Source organism: Candidatus Protochlamydia sp. R18 (assembly GCF_000648255.1).
Classification (GTDB): Bacteria; Chlamydiota; Chlamydiia; order Chlamydiales; family Parachlamydiaceae; genus Protochlamydia; species Protochlamydia amoebophila.
Map to the genome: position 1 here is coordinate 102,035 of NZ_BASL01000611.1, position 22,823 is coordinate 124,857.

Consider the following 22,823-nt stretch of genomic DNA (forward strand, 5'->3'; position numbering starts at 1 on the left):
AATTGGTAAATTGTGCTTAAGTAAAACAACAAATTTTCATAAATCCTAAATCAATTCAGAAGCCACTGTGTCATAAAAAAGGACACCTTTTTTTGTTAAGCTTAAAATTTGATTCGATTGGGTGAGAAAACCATCCAAAATGAATTGTTCTATTGTTTCTAACGTTTCTTGTGAGAGTTTCCCGTGCCTTTGCTCGAAATCTGCGATAGAAATTCCTTGGCAGAGCCGAATTTGAATGACAAACAATTCCTTTAAATGGGCAATGGGATCTAATTGCTCATTAAAATCAATTGGGGATTGATTAAGAATTAATGATTGATGATATTTTTTTAAGTTAGCGACATTACGAAAACGTTTTCCTTCCCAATAACTAAATGCAGAGGGACCAAATCCTATGAAGGGGCGTGCTAACCAGTAGCCTGTATTGTGTTTAGAATAGAATCCTGGCTTTGCAAAAGCGGAGATTTCATATTGTTCTAATCCAAAACTAGTTAAGTGTTCGATGGCAGCATTATACATGGCTAAACTGGTCTCTTCATCGGGTAATAGGGGACGTACAAAATTTTGTTTTTTAAAAAAGACTGTAAAAGGTTCGATTGTGAGATTGTATAAAGAGAGATGAGATAGAGGAAGGGTACCAATCTCTTGTAAAGTAGTTTCCCAATGTTTAAGGGACTGACGCGGTAAATCGTACATGAGATCGATAGAAAGATTGGTGATGCCTGCTTCATATGTTTCTAAAACAGATCGTTTTGCTAAGGAAGGACTATGCAAGCGGCCTAATAGGTGAAGAAGTTCTTGATCTAGAGTTTGAATGCCGATGCTGACTCGATTAATTCCTGCCTGAGCGTAAGCTCGCATAAGGGAGAAACAACCATTTTCAGGGTTTACCTCCAAAGTAATTTCAGTTGTTGAGTAGTCAAAGGGGAGATCACGATGTATCGTTTCTAGTACAGCCTGAATGCGATCTGGGCTGAATAAGGAAGGGGTTCCCCCGCCAAAATAAATAGAGATAATACTTTTATTTATTAAGAGAGGAAGCATACGCTTCCACTCTAATTTTAAAGCAATCAGTAATTGATTTTTTAAAGGCTCTTGATCAGGAAGGACATAAAAGTGGCAGTAATTACACTTTTTTGTACAAAAAGGGATATGAAAATACAGACTGATTTCCGATGGAGTAGGGTTACCAATCGTTAGCATCTGGGTCTACGATTCCTCCACGTCGCCATCGATTGCGATCACTGAAATAGGATTCGTCATCTTCATCATCCTCTTCCTCATTTTCGCCATCTTCATCATCTTCCCTTGCACCAATTGTATTTTCAACTTCGATGGCATCTGTTTCCATATCGAAGCCAGTTTCATTTCCACCCATCGTTTCCCCAATGTCAATATCTGGGATTGTAGGCATATCATTGTAACCGGCTCGACCAGGGATTCGCTTGGGAGTGATATATTCTTCCGCTTCTCCACTTTCTTTAAGAAATTGCAGCCTTTCTTTTTCTTCTTCGATTTTTGTCCTAACAGCTAAAATTTCTTCTTTATGTTTATCTACATCTTTTTTGGGAACTAGTCCAAGTTTTAACCATTGTTCGAGATCATTAAGCTCTGTCTCGAGTTTTTTTAATCTTTCACTTTTGATATGTTTCATGATACTTCCATTAATTAAAATCTGTCCACGTTTCCACATTGTTTAAAGAGATAGCCATTAATCTCAAAAAACCAATTTATGCAGATAACGAAATGACGTGGAACGGAAATAGTAGGGTTTTTGGCAACTTTTTTCAATCTTTTTAAATAAATAATGAAGGAATTAAAAGAAAGGCTTCTCTTTTTTAAAAAAAATTCCAGGAGAAACTAGAGAGGAAAAAAATCAAGGCTTATCCTCCTTTTTATTCAAATGAATTAATCTAATTTTGAGAATGGATAGTGAAATTAAGAAAAGAATTTCACTTAGCAAGAAACTGTAGTAATATTTCTCTCCTCCAGAACCAAATCCATAGCTATGAAGTCCTGTCCCTAAAATGTAATTGACTCCATACCAAGTAAAGCTAATCGCTAAAAATCCAATGACAGCCCCAAACGCTAGACCAAACTCTCTAATCTGATGAAAACGATAGGCATGAATACAGATGAGATATAAACAAATCGAAATAAATGCCCAAGATTCTTTGGGATCCCAGTCCCAAAAACGGCCCCAACTCTCAGCTGCCCAAACACCTCCTAAAATTGTACCTGTAATTAAAAAAGCTGTTCCCACATATAAAGTTTGTAAAATTAACTGTGCTAAAGTGCGCATGGTTGAAGTTTTGGAAGAATGCATCAAAGCTAAACAGAGATAAAAATGGCCTAATACAGAACCTAAAATAAAGATACCGTAACTTCCTACAACAATTAAAACATGAATAAGAAGCCAAAACTGTGAGTCTAAAACAGCTTGTACTTGGTCCAAACTTTGATTGAGATCGGTAACTTCAAGGATAACTAATAAAACAAATGAGGAAAGTGAAGCGCTAAATAAAACAAATGTATTTCGTCGTAAAAAAGCTAAAGTAAGGCTAAAGAGAGTTGCCACCCAAGGAATGTAAATGACTGTTTCAAACATATTTGTCACGGGAGGGCGATTTAGAATATAGCAACGACATAGTAGTAAGCCCGTATGAAGCATAAAAGTAACAATTAAAAGCATAAGAATGCTTTGTTTTACTTTTGGATTTAAAATATTTTTAAAGCACATCAAAAAAATAGCTGAAAAACCGTACAAAACAATAAGAAGTTTAATCCAAGGAAATTGATAATACGCATATTCGGCATAAAGTTGATTCAATGTCGGATAATAGAGCGCCTTACCCGCAGCTTCCTGATAAGGGTGTCCCGCAATTGTTGCATACGCTTTTTTTAAAGAAAAGCCAAGATAATGGTATGTTTTTTTTTGATCATCGAGATTTTCATGGCTGACAGCTTTTTCCCATGCAAAATAGGCATCGCGAATTCTCTCAAAGTTTTCGTTAGAATAAAGAGTAAAATTACCAATAGGTTTTAAGCAGTTGGTTCGTTTGTCAAAAATTTTAATTTTAAAAGCTTTTAAAGAGATCCAGTCTCCCTCTTCATATTTTCCTGGAAGGGCTTTAAACAGCGTTCCTGCTTGTTTTAAACGTTCAACCAATGGAAATTCTTGTTCTAAAGTAGCTTCAATTTGTTGAGGGGATAACTTTTGTATTTGCAAAGATTTTAATCGTTCTTGAAATAGCTGTTCTTGTGGGTTTTCTTGCTCAATCAAACTAAATTGTTTGAGCTTTTGAGCTAGTTGAGAAAACTCTGCCCCTTCTTTATTTGTCAGATTTAAAGAGGGAGTAGGAGTAAGAGAGTTCAGTTCTTGATAATTAAATCGATTACTTAAGATATCTAAATTCGCTAGTTGTTTAATTTCTGCTGAAGAAACCCAAAAAAGAGGGGTACAAATAAACGATTGATGTCCTAAGCGATCTAACTGCCAAAGAAAAGTTAATGCGGAAGAGCAAGGAGTACGGAAAGTTTTTAGATCTTCATTTTTAATCGATTGCGAATGATAAAAATCGTATAACCATAGCCTGGCGTAAACATCAGCAGGCCGAAAACGCCCTTTATAAAGGACTGGAAAATCTTCTATTTCCCCTTTAAGATCTCCATATAGGCTCATTCCACTTATTAGAATTAGCCACAATAAGCCTATTTTTAGCGAGTTAGGAAAATTTTGAAAAAAAAATGTAAATTTATTTTTAATAATCGAAATATACAAACTTATCCTTATCATATGGCTAATTTTTGATCAAAGACTCGATAAAGCTCGTGGAGAAAAATAAAAATTTATTTCTGTTTAAATTTTTGGATTCTAGTTAGAAAAAGAGCTTCGAAAATAATTTTAAAATATATTTAAACAAGTATTGCTGAAATAGCAATAAAAAGTGAATATTTAAAGAGCTTAAGAAAGCTAATTCTCTTTAGGTACATTAAAAAAATAACAAGTATTAATTTTTATTTAATGAAAAAGGATTTGCCATGAAAGATCGTGAAATCGTTTATGAGGTAGATAATCAAATATTCAAAGGATATTTTGTTAATTTTTCTGAAACAAAACAAAAAAAACCGGCTATTTTAATTGCACATACATGGATGGGAAGAAATGCGTTTGTGTGCGAAAAAGCTCAAGAATTAGCTAAATTAGGATATATCGGTTTTGCAGTGGATTTATATGGTGAGGGAAGAGTAGCGCAAAATGGGAAAGAAGCTGGCGCATTGATGAAGCCTCTTTTCATGGATCGACAACTTCTGCAAAAGCGTATTTTTGGTGCTATGCAGGCTTTAGTCCAACAACCGGAAGTTGATGCAGGAAAGATTGGCGCAATTGGATTTTGTTTTGGAGGGTTGACAGTGATAGAACTATTACGTAGTGGGGCTGATGTGAAGGGTGTTGTCAGTTTTCATGGTATATTAGGAAGTCAAAAAGAGGGGAATAATGTGAAAACCGTTTCGATTGCAAAATCTATAAAAGGTTCCTTATTAGTGTTGCATGGATACCACGATCCCTATGTACCTGTAGATAATGTGCTCCATTTGCAAAAGGAAATGACCGATGCCAATGTAGACTGGCAATTTATTACTTATGGAAATGCTGGGCATTCTTTTACAAATCCTGAAGAGAACGATAAAAAAGGTGGGAAGTTTTATGAGCCTAAAACGTGTGATCGAGCTTGGCTTGCCATGAAAAATTTTTTTGAGGAAATTTTTTAATCCCTTTTCCGGTAAGGTTTCAGCCAAAATAGAAGAATTGTCCCTATGGTCACGATTAATCCACCTGGATAAGTTAAAAGATATTTAGCTGGATCTTGATTGACAATGATTTGCACATGATTAGCCGTTTGTGGAGAAGCTGTTTTCATTCCCGCCAAGTAAAAGCGAAATCCGTCCCAGGTTTCATAAACCTTATTCATGCTCAAGGTTAAGGCTATTTCTTCTTGATTATTATTAGTGATTAAAACATCCCCCTCATAACTATAAGTTTGTTGCGTATGAGGATAATTAATTTGCCTTGCTTGTCGAAGCCTTAAGCGATAAGGAAGCGAAATTTGTTGAGGTTGAAAACGAATAAGATACTGTCCATTTAAAATGGGCCATTTCAATCCTGTTGCTGACTCATCGTAGGCGAGGGAAATAATTTGTTTTTTTTCATTTTCTATAGCCTCTAAGAAAAGAGCCGGGCGATTATTCTCTTTTTTTTGCAGGGGTTCTTTTGTTTGATGGTAGTAAGTCAGGGGTGTCTCTAATAAAATTTTTTCTTTCGCTGTAGGATGCATCGCGTATAAACGTTCATAATTTTCTTCACCAACTTCTCCTCTTTGAATTAAAGTATGATAATCAATGTCATAGGCTTTAAAATAAGCCGAGAGTAGCTGGGCTTGATAGAGCACACTTTTTTCTTCAATGAGGGGAGGGGGTAAATAAGGGGAAGCAGAAAAAATTTGTTGGGTAAGATGAGTTAATAAAATTTCCTTTTTGCTTTCTTTTGTCACTAAAGTTTTCAAACCAGGCCATGATTTTTCATGCAGAATAACAAGCAAATCTTGATCAGCTTGTAAAGTTTTTTGAAGATCTTCAAAAAAAAGACACGTCCATCGACATCCATGATAATCCTCTTTTGGAATTAATTCCCAATTTAAATGAGAAAGTGACTCCTGTAAAGTGGGAGACGCTAGCGATAAAGAAGAAAAAAGAGGGGTGTGGCTGTCATTCCAGACATGCAAAAATTCCACAAAGGCATTAACAAAGTTATGCCCAGACCGTTGGCAAGCTTGTTGAAATAATTTTAAAGGAGGAATAAGCGTGTTTGTTGAAGAAAAAACTTGTTGAAGTTGGTTCTGTAAAAAATATTCATCAGCTTTTTCTTTGTCTAGGCGACTTGCCGGGAAAGAAGGAAATGGAATTTCTGCTTGAACAACATAACCTCCATGCCCTTGTGCATAAGCAATCAAGTTATAAAATTGATTTTGTTTAAACGATTCTTCATGAACTCTCCCATATTTATCAAATGCAAATAAATAGGTATTTTTTTGCCGATCTTCTACGATGAGAAGGGCAGGGGTTGGGCGAATCAAGTCAACATTGAAAGGAGCGGAAAGAGTCCATGAGTTTTTATATTGCATATAAAGTGAGTGATTGCCTTGAAGCGCAATTTGAATAGATTGTTCTATATCGGAAGGTGTTTTCCAAGATAAATTAAGCGTCGGAGGCGCCAATCCTTGAATGGAAGAAAAGTTCAAATTTAAATCAAAGTGAATCTTTCTTTGTTCAAATAAAATTCCTTTTTCTAAAGCAAGTTGCAAAGGAATCTCTAATTCAATGTCTGGTTGGGTTTTGGAAGTGAGTCGAACTGTTAAATTTTCCAAATAAAAATTCTTTAAACTTTCTTTTAAATGATCTGTTCGTAAAGCTAAGGCTAGCCACGCAGAAGTAGAGGTTGATAAAGGAAGGAGAATCCCTTTGGGAAAAGGAATGTCTGTCTGCCAGCTTTGAATAGGAAAAGGAGGAATACCTGAAAAATAAGCTTTTTCTCCTTTAATCCAGGTTTCCCATTGTTCATTGACATGAGGAGCATGTCCTAAAATTTTTAATTTTAAATTGGGAAATTGCTCGAATTGATGGAGATGGGGTCCTCCTTCTAAAGCCACTTTGCGAATCTCTTGACGAGATGTTTCAAAAGGAGGATTTAATTGTTCTACTTTCAGTGCGAAAGTATGGGGAATCAAAAGCGTTTGACTTCCACTTCCTTCTGTTAAACTTAGATTTCCTTGTATTCCCATTTGTTGTTTAATTATTGTTCCTCCAATGACCATTAATAATCCAAGATGCGTAATGAGAAAAGGAATATGCTTTTTTTGAAAAGGCCATCGGCGAAGAGCAGAAATAAGGATATTGACAAACATCAAACCCAGTAAACTTAAAAAGAAAGGGCTATGATAAGTCCATTCAGCGGCGAAGAGGTGAGAATTAGTATAAGATTCTAAAAATGTACCGGCAATCACAATTAAGGCGAGAGCACTAATCAAAAAAATCGCCAGATAGACGCCGCCTAAAAAATGAAAACAACGTCTAGTCCAATTGTTCATGGGGAAGGAAGTTCTTCAATAAGTTCAAAACTATTAGCAAACTGAAGAAAAGCTTTACGTTGTTTATTAATCAAAGAAGCCGGGCCAACAATTTTTATGGTATAATCTGCTCTCATCAAGCGGTATTTTAATTGATCTTTTCGATTATTTAATTGCCTGTCATATTCAGGAGATAAATGCATACTCCAAGCCAACATTTTTTGCAATTGTCCTTGATAAGTTCCTTCTGCTTCTAAGCAAAGTCCAATAAATCCTCCATGTGATTGGGTTGTCACTTTGACAGACAAAAGGTCTAAATCTTCAAATTGTTTTTTCCAGCGTTCAATTTGGGCCAGGGGAGGAATTCTTAATTGTTGTTCATTAATAGGAAATGTATGAATTGTGATACGTGCTTGATCATTGCCTTCTTTAGCATAAAACTCGCAAATAGGCAAAGTCGTATCGATTAAGGAGTCTTTTAAAGAAGGGTCTTGACGTATCCAAGATTGAGGAATAAGCGCTCTATAAAGAAGAATTCTTTCTTGGTCTTTCATCTCTTCACGGGCACAAAACGTTTGCCAAAAGTAAGAAGAAGGTAAATGCGAAGTTGATCGAGAACAACTACAAAAGAAAATTAAAAAAAATAAAATCCAAGTGCGTGGTTGAAAAAAGTTAGCCATTGTTTTTAATCGTTATATTTAGGACTCAGAGTTTATTCTTTCAAAATATTTATCACTAAGCTAAATCTTTAAATAATCAGAGATATTTCAAAAAACTGATCAGATTGGGCGAATACAAGGATTTAGATAGGGGATGATGAATGGATGGCCATCCAATCGTTGAAGGGGAGCTTGCAAATATAGAGCTGCTTGAAAATTTATATCAAGATTATCAAAAAAAATATGACAGCTTAGATCCTTCTTGGCATCGTTATTTTCAGGAATTAGAAACAGCTTCTTCTTTCACAACTACTAATAAACAATCCTCTTCTTCCAATCATGTGGATCATGTAATTGATGTATTGCGCCGGGATGGTCACTTAATATCTTCAGTAAATCCCATATCATTAAATCCTTCTTCATTTACATTTTCTCTAACAGAATATCTAAAGTCATGTGTTGATACACAAGCTATTATTCAAACTTCCAAGATTGAATATTTACGTAAGATTTATTGCGACCGCATCGGATTCGAGTATAAACATCTTAATGATAAAAAAATGGAAGTATGGATACAAGACTTTATAGAACAGCAATTTTTTAAGCAAACCTTGACCAAAGAGCAAAAACAACATGTTTTAGCGTGTTTAAGTCGATCCGAACTTTTTGAAACTTTTTTACACACTAAATATATTGGGCAAAAAAGGTTTTCTTTGGAAGGGGCAGAGACCTTAATTCCTATGCTAGATCTGTTGATCGAAGCAGGAGCTGAACAAGGGGTTCAAGAGTTTCTAGTTGGAATGGCCCATCGAGGACGATTAAACGTTTTGGCGAATATTCTTAACAAATCTTTAGATACTATTTTTTCCGAATTTGGGGAAGAATACATTCCGACTTCTTTAGAAGGAATGGGAGATGTGAAATATCACAAAGGATATACTGGGGAAAAAATTAAAACCCGATTGGGTAAATCAGTCAAGATTTCATTAAGTCCAAATCCTAGCCATTTAGAGTCTGTCAATGCAGTTGTTGAAGGAAAAACACGAGCTAAACAATTTTTAGCTGGTGGTGAAAAAGCCCGGAAGAAAATTATTCCCATTTTAATTCATGGAGATGCTGCCGTATCTGGGCAAGGTGTCGTTTATGAGACTCTACAGCTCTCCCAGTTAAAAGGCTATGAAACAGGTGGAACCATTCATTTTGTGATTAACAACCAGATTGGATTTACCACTATCCCACGCGATTTGCGTTCAACAAGATATTGTACAGATATTGCTCGCGCATTCGGATTGCCTATTTTTCATGTAAATGCCGAGGATCCCGATAGCTGCGTTCAGGTAACTTTGCTAGCCTTAGAAGTTCGGCAACGATTTCATTGTGACGTTTTCATTGATTTGAATGGATATCGAAAATATGGGCATAATGAAGGAGATGAACCTGCTTATACCCAGCCTCTAGAATGTCGTTTAATCAAAGGTAAACAATCGATTCGGAAAATCTATTACGATCAACTGTTAGCTCAGGGAATTTTGGATCTTCAAGTGATGGATCAGCTGGAAGCAACTTATAAAGCAGGATTGCGGGAAGTACATGAAAAAATAAATCAGCCACAGGCAATTTCTTCTGTCGTTAAACAGCCCTTCTCAATTCCCCAAAGTTTTTTTCAATCTGTTGAAACTGGTGTTAACTTGGGAAAACTCATATCATTGGCAGAGCGTTTTAGTCAAATTCCTCAAGGATTTACCCTTCACCCCAAAGTTGACTATTTGGTAAAAGAAAGACTTCGTCAAGTGAAAGAAAATAAACTTATTGACTGGGGACTTGCTGAGCATCTAGCTTATGCCTCTCTCTTAGAAGAAGGAGTATCAATACGCATATCTGGTCAAGATTGTTGTCGTGGCACTTTCAGTCATCGTCATGCGATTTGGGTCGATCAACATACAGAAAAGGATTATTATCCACTTGCTCATCTAAAACAAGGACAAGGAAAGTTTGAGATCGTTAATTCTCCTCTCTCGGAAATGGCAGTCTTGGGCTTCGAATATGGATATAGTGTCGTTTGTGTAAAAGGTCTAAATATATGGGAAGCTCAATTTGGTGACTTTAATAATGGAGCACAAATAATTATTGATCAATTTATTGCAAGTGCCGAACAAAAATGGGGACAAAAGTCAGGATTAATTCTCTTTCTTCCTCATGGACTTGAAGGGCAAGGGCCTGAGCATTCTTCAGGTCGACTTGAGCGATTTTTAACTCTTGCAGGACATGACAATCTTCAAATCGTTAATACAACAACTCCCGCTCAGTTCTTTCACTTACTCCGTAGACAGGTGAAACATCAATTTGAAAAACCTTTGATTGTATTTACCCCTAAAGGTCTCCTTCGCTATCCGAAATGTGTCAGTGCATTGCATGAATTCACACAAGGTACATTTCGAGAAATTATTGATGATGTTTTTGTCAATCAATCAGAAATTAAACGTCTGGTTTTATGTTCGGGAAGAATTTATTATGATTTATTAGCTGAAAGAGAGAAATTGAATCGAAAAGAGATAGGTTTTATTCGGATTGAGCAATTGTATCCTTTGCATATGGAAGAGCTAAAAAAATTAATTTTTCAATATCCTCATATTCAAGAGGTTGTTTGGGCTCAAGAAGAACCTCAAAATATGGGGGCATGGAGCTTTATGTTTCCTTATCTTAACGAGTTAATTTCATCTTCTATTCAGCTAAGTTACGTAGGTCGGGAGCGAAGTGCCACTCCAGCAACCGGATCTTATTGCCTTCACAATCAGGAACATACAAATATTTTAAAACAGGTCTTCAAAACATGAGAACTGACATTAAAGTCCCCTCTATGGGCGAGTCGATTACAGAAGTAATGATTGGTCAAATTTTAGTGACTAATGAAACTTTCGTTAAAACTGACGCCGAAATTTTAGAGCTAGAAACCGATAAGGTTAATCAAGTGTTATTTGCCCCAAAAACGGGAGTAATAACCTTATCTGTACAAACTGGAGATCGCGTTAAAATTGGAGCTTTGATTGGATTTATTGAGGAAGAGTCTCAAATAGAAAAGAACGTCCCTCAAAAAGAGGACAAAGAAATTTCTGCTGAAATTCTTGAACAAAAAGATAGTATAACATCTAGTAAACCCTCTTTTGAAACTGTAGAAAAGGATGCGTTGGGAACTTTGCGGCTAACGAAAGAATCTTATCTTTCTGATTTACAAATAGAAGAGCTTTCACCCTCGCAAATATCTCAAGATTTGGAGCAAACTGCAAAAACTTTTGAACGTCAAGAAACAAGGCAACCATTGTCTAAAATTCGACAAGTGATTGCAAATCGTTTAATAGAAGCTCAGCAAACTATGGCGATGTTGACAACGTTTAATGAAGTAGATTTGTCAGAAATCATTTCTCTAAGAGAAAAGCATCAAGAGATTTTTATAAAAAAATATGGAATAAAATTAGGATTTATGTCTTTTTTTGTAAAAGCTGTTGTCTCTGCTTTAAAAGCTTTTCCCACAGTCAATTCCTACCTCGATCATCAGGATATTGTAGAAAGACATTACTACGATATAGGAATTGCAGTTGGAACAGATAGAGGAACATTTGTGCCTGTGGTCAGACAATGTGATCAACAAAGCTTTGCTCAAATTGAATTAGCGATTGATCTTTTTGCTAAAAAAGCAAGAGATGGAAAAATTGCTATGGATGATCTTCAAGGAGGTGGTTTTACGATTACGAATGGAGGTGTATATGGTTCTCTTCTTTCCACTCCCATTTTAAATCCACCTCAGTGCGCAATTTTAGGCATGCATAAGATTGAAAAAAGGCCGGTTGTCATGGAAGATCAAATTGTGATTCGGCCGATGATGTACCTTGCTTTAAGCTATGATCATCGTTTGATTGATGGAAAAGAGTCTGTCGCATTTTTAGTTCATATTAAAAATGCTTTAGAAGATCCTTCTCGCTTATTGTTAAATCTTTAAAATGTAAGGAAATCACAAATATGGTTGAACACTATGATTTAGCAGTTGTTGGAGCTGGACCAGGTGGGTATGTGGCAGCTATTCGAGCCGCTCAAATGGGTTTAAAAACGATTTGTATTGATAAACGAGAAACGCTAGGAGGAACGTGTTTAAATGTGGGATGTATTCCCTCTAAAACTCTTCTTCATTCTACAGATCTTTACTCAACACTGAAACAACATGGACTCGAACAAGCCATTGAAGTATCTGATTTAAAAGTCAATTTTACAAAATTAATGGAACGTAAAAGAAATGTTGTCAAAGGATTGATTGAAGGGATTGCTTTACTTTTTAAAAAAAATGGGGTGATTTATTTAAAAGGAGAAGCGCAATTTTTGGATGCTCATACGCTTCAAGTGAAAAATGGAACTCATATAGATGAAATTAAAGCTAATTATATTTTATTGGCAACAGGATCGGAGTCTACTTCATTACCTCATTTGCCTTTTGACGAAAAAAATATTGTTTCTTCAACAGGGGCCTTAAATCTCGCTACTGTCCCTCCACGCTTACTCGTCATTGGAGGTGGAGTGATTGGGGTAGAACTCGCTTCTGTTTATAATCGTCTGGGGTCTTCAGTGACAATTATTGAAATGTCAGATCGCCTTTGTCCTGCCATGGACATCGCATTATCAAAATACCTATTCCAAATTCTCAAAAAGCAGGGGATTGAAATTAAGTTGTCGACGAAAATGATGACAGCTGTTTTGCAACCTAATGAAACGATTTTAACCATTGAACAAAACGAACAATTGCAAAATATTAGCGGGGAAGTGGTATTAGTTGCTGTTGGTCGAAGACCCTATACCCAAGGATTATCTTTAGATAAAGTTGGAATTCAAATAGATAAAAAAGGATTTATTCCCGTTGATGGATTTTTTCGTACATCTCAACCACATATCTTTGCGATTGGAGACCTTATTGAAGGTGTGATGCTTGCTCATCGAGCTTCTCAAGAAGGAATCACTGTTGTGGAATGGCTAAAAGGAGAAAGGCAAAGCATCAATTATCTAGCTATTCCAAATGTAGTCTATACGAATCCAGAAGTTGCTTCTGTGGGACTGACAGAGCAAGAAGCTAGCGAATTAGGACTCACTCTTTTAACAGGAACAACCTATTTTAGAGGTAATTCTCGGGCTCGTTGCACGGATGAAATAGAAGGATTTGTGAAATTGATTGGCGAAAAAAAATCGGGCCGTCTATTGGGAATGCATATCATAGGGGCTCATGCATCTGAGCTCATCGCAGTAGGAACTCTTGCCATTCAAAAGCAAATCAATTTAAAAGATTTAGCCGAAACCGTGCAAGCTCATCCGACTCTCAGTGAAACTATCAAAGAGGCTGCTCTGCAAGCTCTGGGAAAAGCCGTTCATGGGTAATATTTGAAAATTATTAAACCCTGTCTGTTGAAAAGTTAATAATCTGGGATGACGGACTTTGAAAATTAAGGTTTTTTAAGAAGTTTTATAGTTGCATAAAAAAACAGCCAAGGTGTTTCACCTTGGCATTAGTTATTACTAAATAGCTAACCCAGTTCTTTAGAATCAACTGACATCGGGATTTTTCTTGCCCAGATATTCGAAGCCCAGATATTTGAAGTACGACGAAATAAATGGTGATGATTAAAGTGATTTAAACAAATTATCTTGAAGATATTCCATTTAAATAGAGACCGAAAAAAACTAAAAGTTGAAATATTTTTTGAATTTGACTGATCAAAAGAACTCTCTGAAATTTGAGGTAGGCTTACTGGCTGTACAAGTTTGTCCTTATTCATCTGAGCTGCAAGTTGATCAAACGCAACTTGCATTTTTTCTAATCGATCCGCAATAGCTTTGTTGCTAATATCTTCTCGGTGGTCCAATTCTTCTATTTCGGCTCTAATTACTCGAAAATCTTGAGTTAAGCTGTTCATCTCTTCTTTAAGACGTTTAAAATCTTGTCTAATGTCTTCAAGATCCTTTCTCATGTAGTCTAATTGATTTTTAATAAGTTCTAAATCTTTGCGAATTTGGCCAAACTCTTGCTTAAGAACTTGAAAGTCTTTGAAGTGTTGCTTATATTCTTGTCCAAGAAAGTGAAAGGATTCTTTTATTTTTTGGACCTGTTCATTGAGTTGACCAAGTAATTGCATATCCTGCTTATGTGATAATTGTAAGTCATCACATTGCTGTTGCATTCTTTTGAGTTCATGAAGTTGTTTAGCATCATTTTCGCGCAACTTAGCAAAAGATTGGGAGATAGAAGCTACTTTTTGATCTGCTTCTTTCTTAAACTGCGCATGTTCTTCGCACTCCTTTTTACACGCAGCTAATAACTTTTCGCTTATTTTTATGATTTGTTGTAATTCCTGCTGATTTTTGTTTTCCAATTCCTTATTTTCAATTTGCTTGCTAGTTATATTGCACTTGATATCTGTCAATTGCTGAGTAAGTTTTTCTTGGTCTTTTTTTAAGAAAAAATTTTCCAAAACTAATTCTAGTTGTCGTTGTCTTTGTTGAGTAAGAATTGCATTAGGTCTTAAAAAAGTATCTATAGTTCCTTGTAAATCAGTTGGAGTAAAAAAATAATCTTTTGGCTTGGGAATCATAATAATACCTCTTAATTGGTAAATTATTGGTTCACTTAATTTTAAACTTTTATTTTAAAAAAACCAGTCCTGGTTCGCAAGTTGGTTTTTCCTAATTGAATTATTTTCGCAAATAACCTAACACTGTTATACCACCGCCAACTATACCAAGTATAAAACTTAAAGCATTGAGGGTCTCAGTTCGCATGCCAAAAATGTTAGGATTTTTAGCACTTTGCTTTAATTGGCTGACAATTTTTATAATTTCGGGATTAATTTTTTTTAGTTTTTCTTCTGGGAGATTTAACAAGCGTACAGTGTCTAATAAACACTGTTGATATTTGTCCAAATTTTGTGGAGTTAAGGGTAAAGTAAAAATCTCCAGCAATTTGTTTTTTAAATTATTCAGTTGAAGTTGGCTATTGGCATTAATGGCAGAAAGCTCGTCAAATTGATTTTGCAATTGTTTTAGCTGCTGATTAAATCTCAATTCATTATCTATAAGAGCATTTTGCTTATGACATACTTGCTGTGCCAAACTATTTTTTTCTTCCTGAAGTTGGCTGAAGTTTTGTTCTAGCTCATTTTTTGACTCTCGAAGTTGCCAATTGTCACGATTAAGAAGTTGATTTTGGTCCGAAAGTTGTAAATTATCGTTAGTAGTTTGATCCTTCTCTTGTTGAAGCTGCTGTTTTTCAGCAGTAAGTTGGCCATTTTCTCTTTCTTTATTTTTATTTTCATTTGTTAATCTAACAATTTCTTTTTGTAATTCATCAATTGTTCTTTGCTTTGCATCTCTTTCATGTGTGACATCTCTTAATTGTCCATTGAGCTTATTGATGACTTCATCCTTTTGATGATTACTTCCTTCCAATGTCTTTTTTTCTTCCGATAACTTTTCAATTGTTGCATTTAGTTCATCACGCTCTTCATAAAATCTGACAAACATATTTTCCATTTCTCGTAATTGAGTTTGGACCTCTTCATACTTATCCTTTAATGCCTGATATTTTGTAGAAATTTGTCGATTCTCTTTTACTACTTCTTGCTGACCTTCTGTTAAATGAATAATTTGCGAATGTAAATGTTCATTATTAGTTTTCAATATGCCATTCTCTTTTAAGATTTTCTCTATAACTTCACTTTGTGCGGTAATTGTCCTATCTTGTTGTTGAGTTTTATCTGACAAAGAATTTAATCGAGCGTAAACGTCTTGCATTTGTTCCTGAGGAGACATGATATGCCAGTCATTTCCTAAATCCCAATTAGAGGTTGTAGTAGGGCTGCTTAAATTCATAAAAATTCTCCTAAATTTAATCTAAAAATCGCCTGTTTTTAGATTTGTTAAAACTAAAACGTGTTTAAATAAATTAAACAACTTTCATTTCTTTTTGGAAAAATATATTTTTAATTTTGCGCCTCCTTACTAAATTTTATGTGCTTTATTTAAAATTCATTTTAACCTTTTTCTTTATTTAAACTTAAAAATAGCTTAACCATTTCTTAATTTAATTGACTAGTTATTTTCTTTATTTTTTAGGAAAATTAATCATAAATGTTTGATTATAAAAAGATTGCAAAATAGTTATGCGACTGTTAAAAGAGGGAGATAAATTATTTAAATTATATTTAATATCTAGTTTTATACATTTTGATATGGAAAAATAAATTTTTTTGAATACATTTGAAAGACCACTCAGAACAGAGTGGCCTTAAGAATTTTAATAGTTGTGAGAACTTCCGCATCCACAAGAAGAGCGAACATTAGGATTAGAAATTTTAAAGCCTGATCCGCGAAGACCGTCAACAAAATCAATTTCTGACCCTAAAAGTCGGGGAACCATTGCTTTTTTCACATGAATTTCAATTCCGTTGGAAGAAAAAATTTCATCTTCAGCGTCTGCTTTTTCAGAAAAGTCGAGCACATATTCAAAGCCATTGCAGCCAGCCATTTCTTCAGCAAAGCGCATGCCCCAGCCTTGCTTATTTTCATCCGCTAAAATTTCTAAAAATTTAGAAGCTCCCCGTGGTGTGATGCAAATAGAGGATTGATCGACAGGTTCTTGTAATAAAGCATTTAAGCGTCGAACGAGCTCATCAATTTGCGCATCTGTTTTACCATGAGTCATCATTCCAGCCTCTAACGTTTCCCATACGGCCGCGTGACAACCCACACAATGAAGCCCAGCATTCGTAATTTCTTGTGAAAGTTTTTGAGCTTTGTAAGGAAACATGCCTAAAATATCTTCAATAGTCATAGAGCGAGAAATTTCAGTCGCTGCTTTCTTCGGTTGTTGAGAACAGCATCCTCCAGAATGTTGATGCTCTTGCGGGGAGGGAGCAGGCGAACAACAGCCTCCAGAGTGCGAATGGGAATGAGAGTGAGAATGATGATCATCTTGGTGGGGTTTTGAACAACAAGACATAGTATTAACCTCTTTGATAACAGTTAAAGTGTCTTCAGATTCTAAATTATGACAGGCAAAATCTGAATCGGCACTTAAATAATTTTAACCTGAGTTTTTTAAGTAGAAGAATCCTATGTTCTTCTGAAATGCTTAATTAAAAAATAATACGCACGCGACCTTGTTTAATGCGACATTGGCAAGCTAAACGTTCATGGCAAGTCCCTTCTCCAAGAAAATCTTCTTCTTCTTTGGTGGGAGGAGAAAGATTTTCTTTTCCCTCTTTAACTTCTATTACACAAGTTCCACAAACACCCTCTGTGCAAGCAAAAGGGACTCCGGCTTCTTCGCAAATTTCAGCTATCGGTGAATCATCTGGTAATTCGATTTCTTCTTCATTATGGTCAAAGACTAGCGTCGCCATGCTTGTTTACTCCTAACAACAATTAAAACTTAATAAATTCGTAATTAGTTATTTAATATAAAAATTATCGGTTAATTTAGTTATAAAAGCAAGGGGTTTATGAATCATGCTTAGTTTAAATTTACCCCTAACTATCTGTGACAGCAAAATAAATTTTGCCAGTTTTGTTTTCTCCAAACAAGACAAATTCCAAATAATATGAAAGGGATGCTAAGCAATTGTCCCATTTGCAAGATAGGGTTTGTTAAAATGGAATCTAAGTTGGCTTTCCAAAATTCTAAAAGGAAACGACTAGAAAAGTTAAAGATAAATAGAAAACCGGCATAGGTGCCTGCCGCGAGACAAGTGTTGCATTTTTTCCAAAGAGTAAATAATAAGAAAAAAGTCATTAAGTAAGCAAAAGCTTCATATAATTGTACAGGATGTCTAGGGATGGGTAAGCTGCCATCAGCTGGTTGAGCAAATAACACAGCCCAAGGATAGCCAGAAGGAGTTCCTATAATTTCTTGATTAAAGAAATTTCCTATTCGAATAAATACAGCCGTTAATGCACTTGGAATAGCGACAAAATCTAACACCCTAAGGAATGATAAAGTTGGCGCCCATTTTTTTATATAACTAGTATAAAAAAAGAGGGCTAACATCACTCCCAAGGCTCCACCATGGCTTGCTAATCCCCCTTTCCAAACTTCAAAGATTTCTAAAGGATGACTTTTAAAATAGTTCCAATCATAAAAAAAAACAGCGCCTAAACGAGCTCCAATCAATGTTCCGAAAACAATGAACCAGCAAAGACGATCTGCTAAAAAATAACTTATTTGTTTGGCAGAAGTTATGGCTCCTTGAAAGGCTTGTTCTAAATCTTTTCGTTGAATTGAGTTTTCTTTTAAAACGGTATTTAATTTGATTAACAAAGCATTTTTGAGATCGGAAGAGATGTTTAATGGCTGAATTTCTGAGTTTAAATTTTGTCTCTCTTGTTTATTTAATGCATTTTGACATTTTTGAATTAAGGGAGAGGAAGAAGTTTTTAACTGGTTAACTAATGATTTCCAATCTTGAATATCCATGGAGCTTAGATGTTTTGATTGATTGACAAACAGAGCAATAATGGGGACAATAATAAAATAGCCTAAGATAAAACCAGTAATAAAACAGATGCCATACCACATGACAGGATGATCAATAAAAGGTAGAGTAAATGCTTCTCGAGGAGGATTCCAATAAAGCCAAGCAAGCCAGTGTTCAGTTAACATGAACATCCTTGAAATAAAAGAGTCAAAAAAAAGCCCTATCTTTGTTTCCAAAGATAGGGTGGGATCGGAGTAGAGGGATTCGAACCCCCGACCTACTGCTCCCAAAGCAGCCGCGCTAGCCAAGCTGCGCTATACTCCGATTTTTCTCAAAGAGAATAAAAAATTAGCATAAGGTTGAATTTTTTGACAAACGAAATTGTATTTTTTTAAGAATTTTTTTACATAAAAGTAAAATTTTTTTTAGCGAATTTATGTTTTTTGAGAAAGAAAACTATCCTTGTAGTTTTTTCAAAATGAGATGACAAATTCCTGAGATTTCTCGATCATCTTGCTCTAATGATTTTTGTATACTCTTCACACTTGACATCACGGTGGAATGGTCTCGAGAAAAAAGATCTCCAATTTTCATGAAAGGCATTTTTAGTTGTTCACGACATAAATGCATAGCTAGTTGACGAGGAAGTGCGCATTCTCTTGTTTGAGCCTTACCTAAAATATCTTCTGTACGAATGCCGTATTGTTCAGCGACTGCTTGAATAATTTTTTGAGGGGTAATCGCAGTTTTCTGTTCTTCTTCGATTAAGTCGATTAATAGTGCTTTAGTTGCTGTTACAGATAGGGCTGTTATGGAATGTTTTGCGTCCAGATGCAGTCGGAGAACGAGGGCTTCCAAACCTTTTATTAATGCTTTGGCATTGCTTTTGAACGTTTCGATAAGATAATCGGCAATCTTTAAGGGAAGTTCAAAATGTAAAGCTTTAGCTTTAGCTATAAGAAGATTGCGCATTTCCCCAGGCCTTAACGGTTTTAAAGGAAGAACAATTCCCCATTCAAAACGACTGACCAAGCGCGGTTCAATGAGCTGTAGATCTTGAGGGGAACATTCAGAAGCTAAAATAATTTGCTTACCTTCTAAATGCAATGTATTAAAGGTATGGAAAAATTCTTCTTGCGTGGCGCCTTTTCTAGAAAAAACATGAACATCGTCCACTAGCAAGACATCGATATTGCGATATGCTTGTCTAAATACACTCATTTCTCCTGCACGGATGGCGGTAACGACGTGATCAGTAAATGTTTCTGCTCGAACATAAATAACCTTTAGCCCCTGTGCTTTTAAAGCATGAGCTAAGCTCATCAATAAGTGAGTTTTACCCGAACCTCCGCTCCCATACAAATAAATGGGGTTAAACGTACCAAGTTGGGTTGAATGAATTTGCGGAGAAAGACCGGCAATTTCTAGAAGTAATTGATGAGAGAGGAGATTTTCTTCCGTTGAAATGAAATAGGGAAATAAACAAAGAGGATCTAATTCATCGAAGGTTAGTTCAAAAGGAGCTTTAAAATCTTTTTCTTTATTGGCCGTTTTAGTTTTTTTTGCTTTTTGGGGGATATTAGCAACGGAAAGATGAATTTTAATTCGTTTATTATTTCCATTAATAAATTTTTGTTGAGCTTTATTGCGAACATGTTCCTCAAACCAGAGTGCTTGAAAGGAATCTTTGGCTTCTAAATAAAGATTACAAGCATCAAATCGTTGTATTTTCAACGTTCTGAGCCATTTTTGAACCGTTTCTAAACCAAGTTCAACTTCTTGTGCCTTTAGAAATTCTTCCCATGCTTGCATAGTTTTTACTCTTGTCAATCTCTTAAAATTAATTAGAGGAAGAAAATTCTTCCTCTAAAATTGTTCTAACGAGACCGAGCTTTTTTAGGAACAGTTTTCACTGCAATAGGGTTAGGCGTTTTTTGTATTTGTTTAGATACAAACCATTGTTGTACCATTCCTAATAACATAGAAGAAAGCCAATAAATATTTAATCCTGATGGGAAGTTATAAAACATGACAGCAAAAACGACTGTCATCATGGTTCCCATTGCTCGTTGTTGTCTTTGCTGATCTGTCATCTGACTTAGGTCTTTAGGACCAGAAGACATAAAACGCTGTTGAAGAAACATGACTAAACCTAGCAATATGGGCAGCAGATGAAATTCTGTTCCAATAAAAAAAATAGGCTTGCTCCAGCTAAATAAAACATCGGGAGCTGTCAAGTCGTCAATCCATCCAGTAATAAATGGAGCACCGCGAAGAGCGAAACTAGATTTTAAAAGATCAAACATTCCAATCAAAAAAGGCATTTGAATCAAAAGAGGTAAGCATCCAGAAGCTGGATTGACTCCTCTTTCTCGATAAAGAGACATGATTTCTAATTGAGCTTTTTTGGGATCTTTCTTATATTTTTCTTGAATAGCAGTAACTTGTGGTGCTATTTGTTGCATGCGAACCATAGATTTAGTGGACCACGTATTCAATGGGTAGAGCATCAAACGCAAGCTAACTGTAAGGAGAACAATGGATAGTGCCCAAGAGTTCGTTAAATAATGAAAAAATTTCATTAAAATTAGAAGAAACTTGGCAAACGGTTCAGAAATAAAAGTGAACCATCCGTGCATTGTTTGACAAGCAATATAGTCGGGGTTATAACCTATTTCAGAATTGGAATATTTAGCATCGATCGTTTTTAAAGTTTCATCATCAAATGGCCCTGCAAAAAACCGGAAATTCATCAACCCACCTTGAGATTTCAAGGGAAGATAAGCCATGTAGCCCGGTAAATTAGCAGCTTGATAAAGATTATATTCTTGATCAATTTCTATTAATCGAGATGGGACATTTGTTCCTGAAACTGCTTGAATTTTAAATCCGGGATCGATTTCTTTGAGAGGATCTAAAATCATTCCTAAAAATCCATTCGAATTGCAAATCCAATCAGGATAGATGGAAGTGATTGTTGACGCATCTTTAGGTAGATCAATCTTTTCCACTTCAGATTTTTGATTACGAGTGATGCGATATTTTAAAGAGGGAGCGGGTCCACCAGAAATCCATTCTACCTCTGGAACCCCTGACGTTAACCATAAACCTCTCGCATCCCCATCAATTTGAAGGGCAAGATTAAGGCAATAAGGTCCTTCTTGTAAGGAATCACCAAAAGAATAAGTTTTAGTAATGCGACGTTGATTTTGAACAGCTTCAAAAGTAATGGATCGATCGTCAAAATGAATAACTTCGTAGATAAGCTCAGCTAATTCTGGATATTCAGATACAATATTCAAAGCATAGTGTTGAGGTTTAATTTGAACACTTTTTCGAGGAGAAATTTGGATAAGATCGCGTCTAAGTAGGGGATAGTACCCTCCTAATTGTCCTTTTTCATGAAAAATAAAATCTTTTCCTTGATCTTTTGCGTGAGTATAATAAGCGTGGCTAGGGAACAAGGCGTTATAAGGGTGATGTTTAACCATATTGCGATCAAATTCAATTTCTCTGACAACACTTGCTTGATTTTCGTCTGTTCTAAAAGGAAGATTAATCTCTGCTAGTGCCCCTCCATAGTTTGAGAAAACCAATTGTTGGTAATTATTTTCTAAGACGTAAAATTTTTGTTCTCTTTTACCATTGGTTGCAGAATTGATTTGAGTGTCTTGAGTTGGAGCGATAAAGGAAGACAATTCTTGTATTTTATTAAAGCGAACAAGTGATTGACTAGTGAAATCATAAAATCCAACTGGTAAATAGCCTTGAGAAGTTTTTAATAAAGCAATTGCGGCATAGTGATTTTGTTGAGAATTTTTATTTTCTTTATCAATTTGTAAATTTTGCGGATTTAAAATAGAAAGGTGTCCGTCTGTATACTCTCCAAGTGCAATGTGTGCAGGATATTGACTATCAGAAGAATTAAATGAAACGAGTTGTAAATCATAACGTCCAAAATCGGGAATGGTTGCAATGGGTAAAAAACTTGAGCTTGTTTTTGTTTTATAAATAGCAGGAGTTTGTTGTTCCGATTCATTATAGATTAATTCATAAGCTTGCATTTCATTCGAGGGACTAGTACGAATGTAAATTTCCGTCGGAAGATTTTCACTCCAGCGGAAAGTTAAAAGGTAATTATCTTTCACTAATCCACGTGCAATCGCTTCTTTTTGCTCTCCATCATAAATAGTTGTTAAAGAAAAGGACTCAGGATTAGCTGTCCGTGATTTAATTTCTTCTTCTAATTTTTTACTTTTTTGAATTTGTTTGGCTTGTTGCTGTGTAACCCATTCTTGCTTTTGCTGAGTATTTTGATGCTGAAAGAAAAGATTCATTCCAAATAACGTTAAAGAAAGAGCTATCACGAACAAGGTGGTGCGTTTATCCATGAACAAATAACCTGTAAATTTTTTAAATAAAATTGTAAAACGAAAGTTAAAAGGAGGAGGTTAGCATACCTGACTGAAAGAGACAAGAAAAACTCAAGTTTACTTTGTTAGTACGGTCGCTCAAATTTATCATTTCTTTATTAGCTG

The 22,823-nt window shown here is 35.4% G+C and carries 16 protein-coding genes and 1 tRNA gene; 4 read left to right on the plus strand and 13 right to left on the minus strand.

Translation table 11 applies throughout. The features are described 5' to 3' along the window. Window positions 1–45: 45 nt before the first annotated feature. The 3 genes from hemW to TY19_RS11480 form a co-directional block, all read right to left on the minus strand. Window positions 46–1,203, minus strand: coding sequence for a radical SAM family heme chaperone HemW (gene hemW, locus TY19_RS01505; RefSeq protein WP_042279409.1), 1,158 nt, complete (start codon window positions 1,201–1,203; stop codon window positions 46–48). Beyond that, on the minus strand, window positions 1,187–1,645 hold the full coding sequence (locus TY19_RS01510; RefSeq protein WP_039359086.1) for a hypothetical protein: 459 nt from the start codon (window positions 1,643–1,645) through the stop codon (window positions 1,187–1,189). Before TY19_RS01510 ends, hemW begins: the two co-directional genes overlap by 17 nt. Before the next feature lie 231 nt (window positions 1,646–1,876). Next, complete coding sequence (locus TY19_RS11480) at window positions 1,877–3,781, minus strand: cytochrome c biogenesis protein (protein WP_052354720.1); 1,905 nt, start codon at window positions 3,779–3,781, stop codon at window positions 1,877–1,879. Window positions 3,782–4,041: 260 nt separating this feature from the next. Here TY19_RS11480 and TY19_RS01520 point away from each other — a divergent pair, with 260 nt between their 5' ends. Continuing rightward, on the plus strand, window positions 4,042–4,773 hold the full coding sequence (locus TY19_RS01520; RefSeq protein ID WP_042279411.1) for a dienelactone hydrolase family protein: 732 nt from the start codon (window positions 4,042–4,044) through the stop codon (window positions 4,771–4,773). On the opposite strand, the gene TY19_RS01525 is transcribed toward TY19_RS01520, so the two are convergent. Beyond that, complete coding sequence (locus TY19_RS01525) at window positions 4,770–7,145, minus strand: hypothetical protein (RefSeq protein WP_042279413.1); 2,376 nt, start codon at window positions 7,143–7,145, stop codon at window positions 4,770–4,772. The two genes, TY19_RS01520 and TY19_RS01525, sit on opposite strands and share 4 nt — an antisense overlap. Continuing rightward, entirely contained in the window at window positions 7,142–7,804 is a 663-nt protein-coding gene (locus TY19_RS01530) for a hypothetical protein (protein ID WP_052354721.1), read from the minus strand. Before TY19_RS01530 ends, TY19_RS01525 begins: the two co-directional genes overlap by 4 nt. A 140-nt stretch (window positions 7,805–7,944) precedes the next feature. Between TY19_RS01530 and TY19_RS01535 the strand changes: the two genes are divergently transcribed. From TY19_RS01535 to lpdA, 3 genes are read left to right on the plus strand one after another with little or no spacing between them, the layout of a single operon-like run. Then, window positions 7,945–10,617, plus strand: a complete 2,673-nt coding sequence (locus tag TY19_RS01535) for a 2-oxoglutarate dehydrogenase E1 component (RefSeq protein WP_042279415.1) — start codon at window positions 7,945–7,947, stop codon at window positions 10,615–10,617. After that, window positions 10,614–11,777, plus strand: coding sequence for a 2-oxoglutarate dehydrogenase complex dihydrolipoyllysine-residue succinyltransferase (odhB, locus tag TY19_RS01540; protein ID WP_042279417.1), 1,164 nt, complete (start codon window positions 10,614–10,616; stop codon window positions 11,775–11,777). The genes TY19_RS01535 and odhB overlap by 4 nt, the downstream gene beginning before the upstream one ends. Before the next feature lie 20 nt (window positions 11,778–11,797). After that, on the plus strand, window positions 11,798–13,195 hold the full coding sequence (gene lpdA, locus TY19_RS01545; RefSeq protein WP_042279418.1) for a dihydrolipoyl dehydrogenase: 1,398 nt from the start codon (window positions 11,798–11,800) through the stop codon (window positions 13,193–13,195). Window positions 13,196–13,341: 146 nt separating this feature from the next. Here the strand turns inward: lpdA and TY19_RS01550 are convergent, their stop codons facing one another. The 8 genes from TY19_RS01550 to yidC all read right to left on the minus strand — a co-directional run bounded on the left by TY19_RS01550 (window position 13,342) and on the right by yidC (window position 22,676). Next, window positions 13,342–14,406 (minus strand): hypothetical protein, encoded by a 1,065-nt coding sequence (locus tag TY19_RS01550; protein ID WP_042279420.1) that lies wholly within the window; start codon window positions 14,404–14,406, stop codon window positions 13,342–13,344. A 100-nt stretch (window positions 14,407–14,506) separates the two neighbouring features. After that, window positions 14,507–15,682: a hypothetical protein gene (locus TY19_RS01555; RefSeq protein WP_042279422.1), complete on the minus strand. Its 1,176-nt coding sequence runs from the start codon at window positions 15,680–15,682 to the stop codon at window positions 14,507–14,509. A gap of 424 nt (window positions 15,683–16,106) precedes the next feature. After that, entirely contained in the window at window positions 16,107–16,811 is a 705-nt protein-coding gene (locus TY19_RS01560) for an iron-sulfur cluster assembly accessory protein (RefSeq protein WP_011175635.1), read from the minus strand. A 136-nt stretch (window positions 16,812–16,947) separates the two neighbouring features. After that, a complete protein-coding gene (locus TY19_RS01565) occupies window positions 16,948–17,214 on the minus strand; it encodes a 2Fe-2S iron-sulfur cluster-binding protein (protein ID WP_011175634.1) in 267 nt (88 codons plus the stop codon). Between the two features lie 131 nt (window positions 17,215–17,345). Then, complete coding sequence (locus TY19_RS01570; protein WP_042279424.1) at window positions 17,346–18,470, minus strand: prolipoprotein diacylglyceryl transferase; 1,125 nt, start codon at window positions 18,468–18,470, stop codon at window positions 17,346–17,348. A 64-nt stretch (window positions 18,471–18,534) separates the two neighbouring features. Next, window positions 18,535–18,609: transfer RNA gene (locus TY19_RS01575), tRNA-Pro, on the minus strand. Between the two features lie 132 nt (window positions 18,610–18,741). Then, complete coding sequence (dnaA, locus tag TY19_RS01580) at window positions 18,742–20,097, minus strand: chromosomal replication initiator protein DnaA (protein WP_042279426.1); 1,356 nt, start codon at window positions 20,095–20,097, stop codon at window positions 18,742–18,744. Between the two features lie 65 nt (window positions 20,098–20,162). Then, window positions 20,163–22,676, minus strand: a complete 2,514-nt coding sequence (yidC, locus tag TY19_RS01585; RefSeq protein WP_042279428.1) for a membrane protein insertase YidC — start codon at window positions 22,674–22,676, stop codon at window positions 20,163–20,165. Window positions 22,677–22,823: the final 147 nt, after the last annotated feature.

Bases quoted from the DNA above. Each gene is read 5' to 3' on its own strand.
- hemW (WP_042279409.1), bottom strand. From the start codon at position 1,203: ATGCTAACGATTGGTAACCCTACTCCATCGGAAATCAGTCTGTATTTT.
- TY19_RS01530 (WP_052354721.1), bottom strand. From the start codon at position 7,804: ATGGCTAACTTTTTTCAACCACGCACTTGGATTTTATTTTTTTTAATT.
- TY19_RS01570 (WP_042279424.1), bottom strand. From the start codon at position 18,470: ATGTTAACTGAACACTGGCTTGCTTGGCTTTATTGGAATCCTCCTCGA.
- TY19_RS01550 (WP_042279420.1), bottom strand. From the start codon at position 14,406: ATGATTCCCAAGCCAAAAGATTATTTTTTTACTCCAACTGATTTACAA.
- TY19_RS01520 (WP_042279411.1), top strand. From the start codon at position 4,042: ATGAAAGATCGTGAAATCGTTTATGAGGTAGATAATCAAATATTCAAA.
- lpdA (WP_042279418.1), top strand. From the start codon at position 11,798: ATGGTTGAACACTATGATTTAGCAGTTGTTGGAGCTGGACCAGGTGGG.
- TY19_RS01535 (WP_042279415.1), top strand. From the start codon at position 7,945: ATGGATGGCCATCCAATCGTTGAAGGGGAGCTTGCAAATATAGAGCTG.
- TY19_RS01565 (WP_011175634.1), bottom strand. From the start codon at position 17,214: ATGGCGACGCTAGTCTTTGACCATAATGAAGAAGAAATCGAATTACCA.
- TY19_RS01560 (WP_011175635.1), bottom strand. From the start codon at position 16,811: ATGTCTTGTTGTTCAAAACCCCACCAAGATGATCATCATTCTCACTCT.
- dnaA (WP_042279426.1), bottom strand. From the start codon at position 20,097: ATGCAAGCATGGGAAGAATTTCTAAAGGCACAAGAAGTTGAACTTGGT.
- TY19_RS01555 (WP_042279422.1), bottom strand. From the start codon at position 15,682: ATGAATTTAAGCAGCCCTACTACAACCTCTAATTGGGATTTAGGAAAT.
- yidC (WP_042279428.1), bottom strand. From the start codon at position 22,676: ATGGATAAACGCACCACCTTGTTCGTGATAGCTCTTTCTTTAACGTTA.
- odhB (WP_042279417.1), top strand. From the start codon at position 10,614: ATGAGAACTGACATTAAAGTCCCCTCTATGGGCGAGTCGATTACAGAA.
- TY19_RS01525 (WP_042279413.1), bottom strand. From the start codon at position 7,145: ATGAACAATTGGACTAGACGTTGTTTTCATTTTTTAGGCGGCGTCTAT.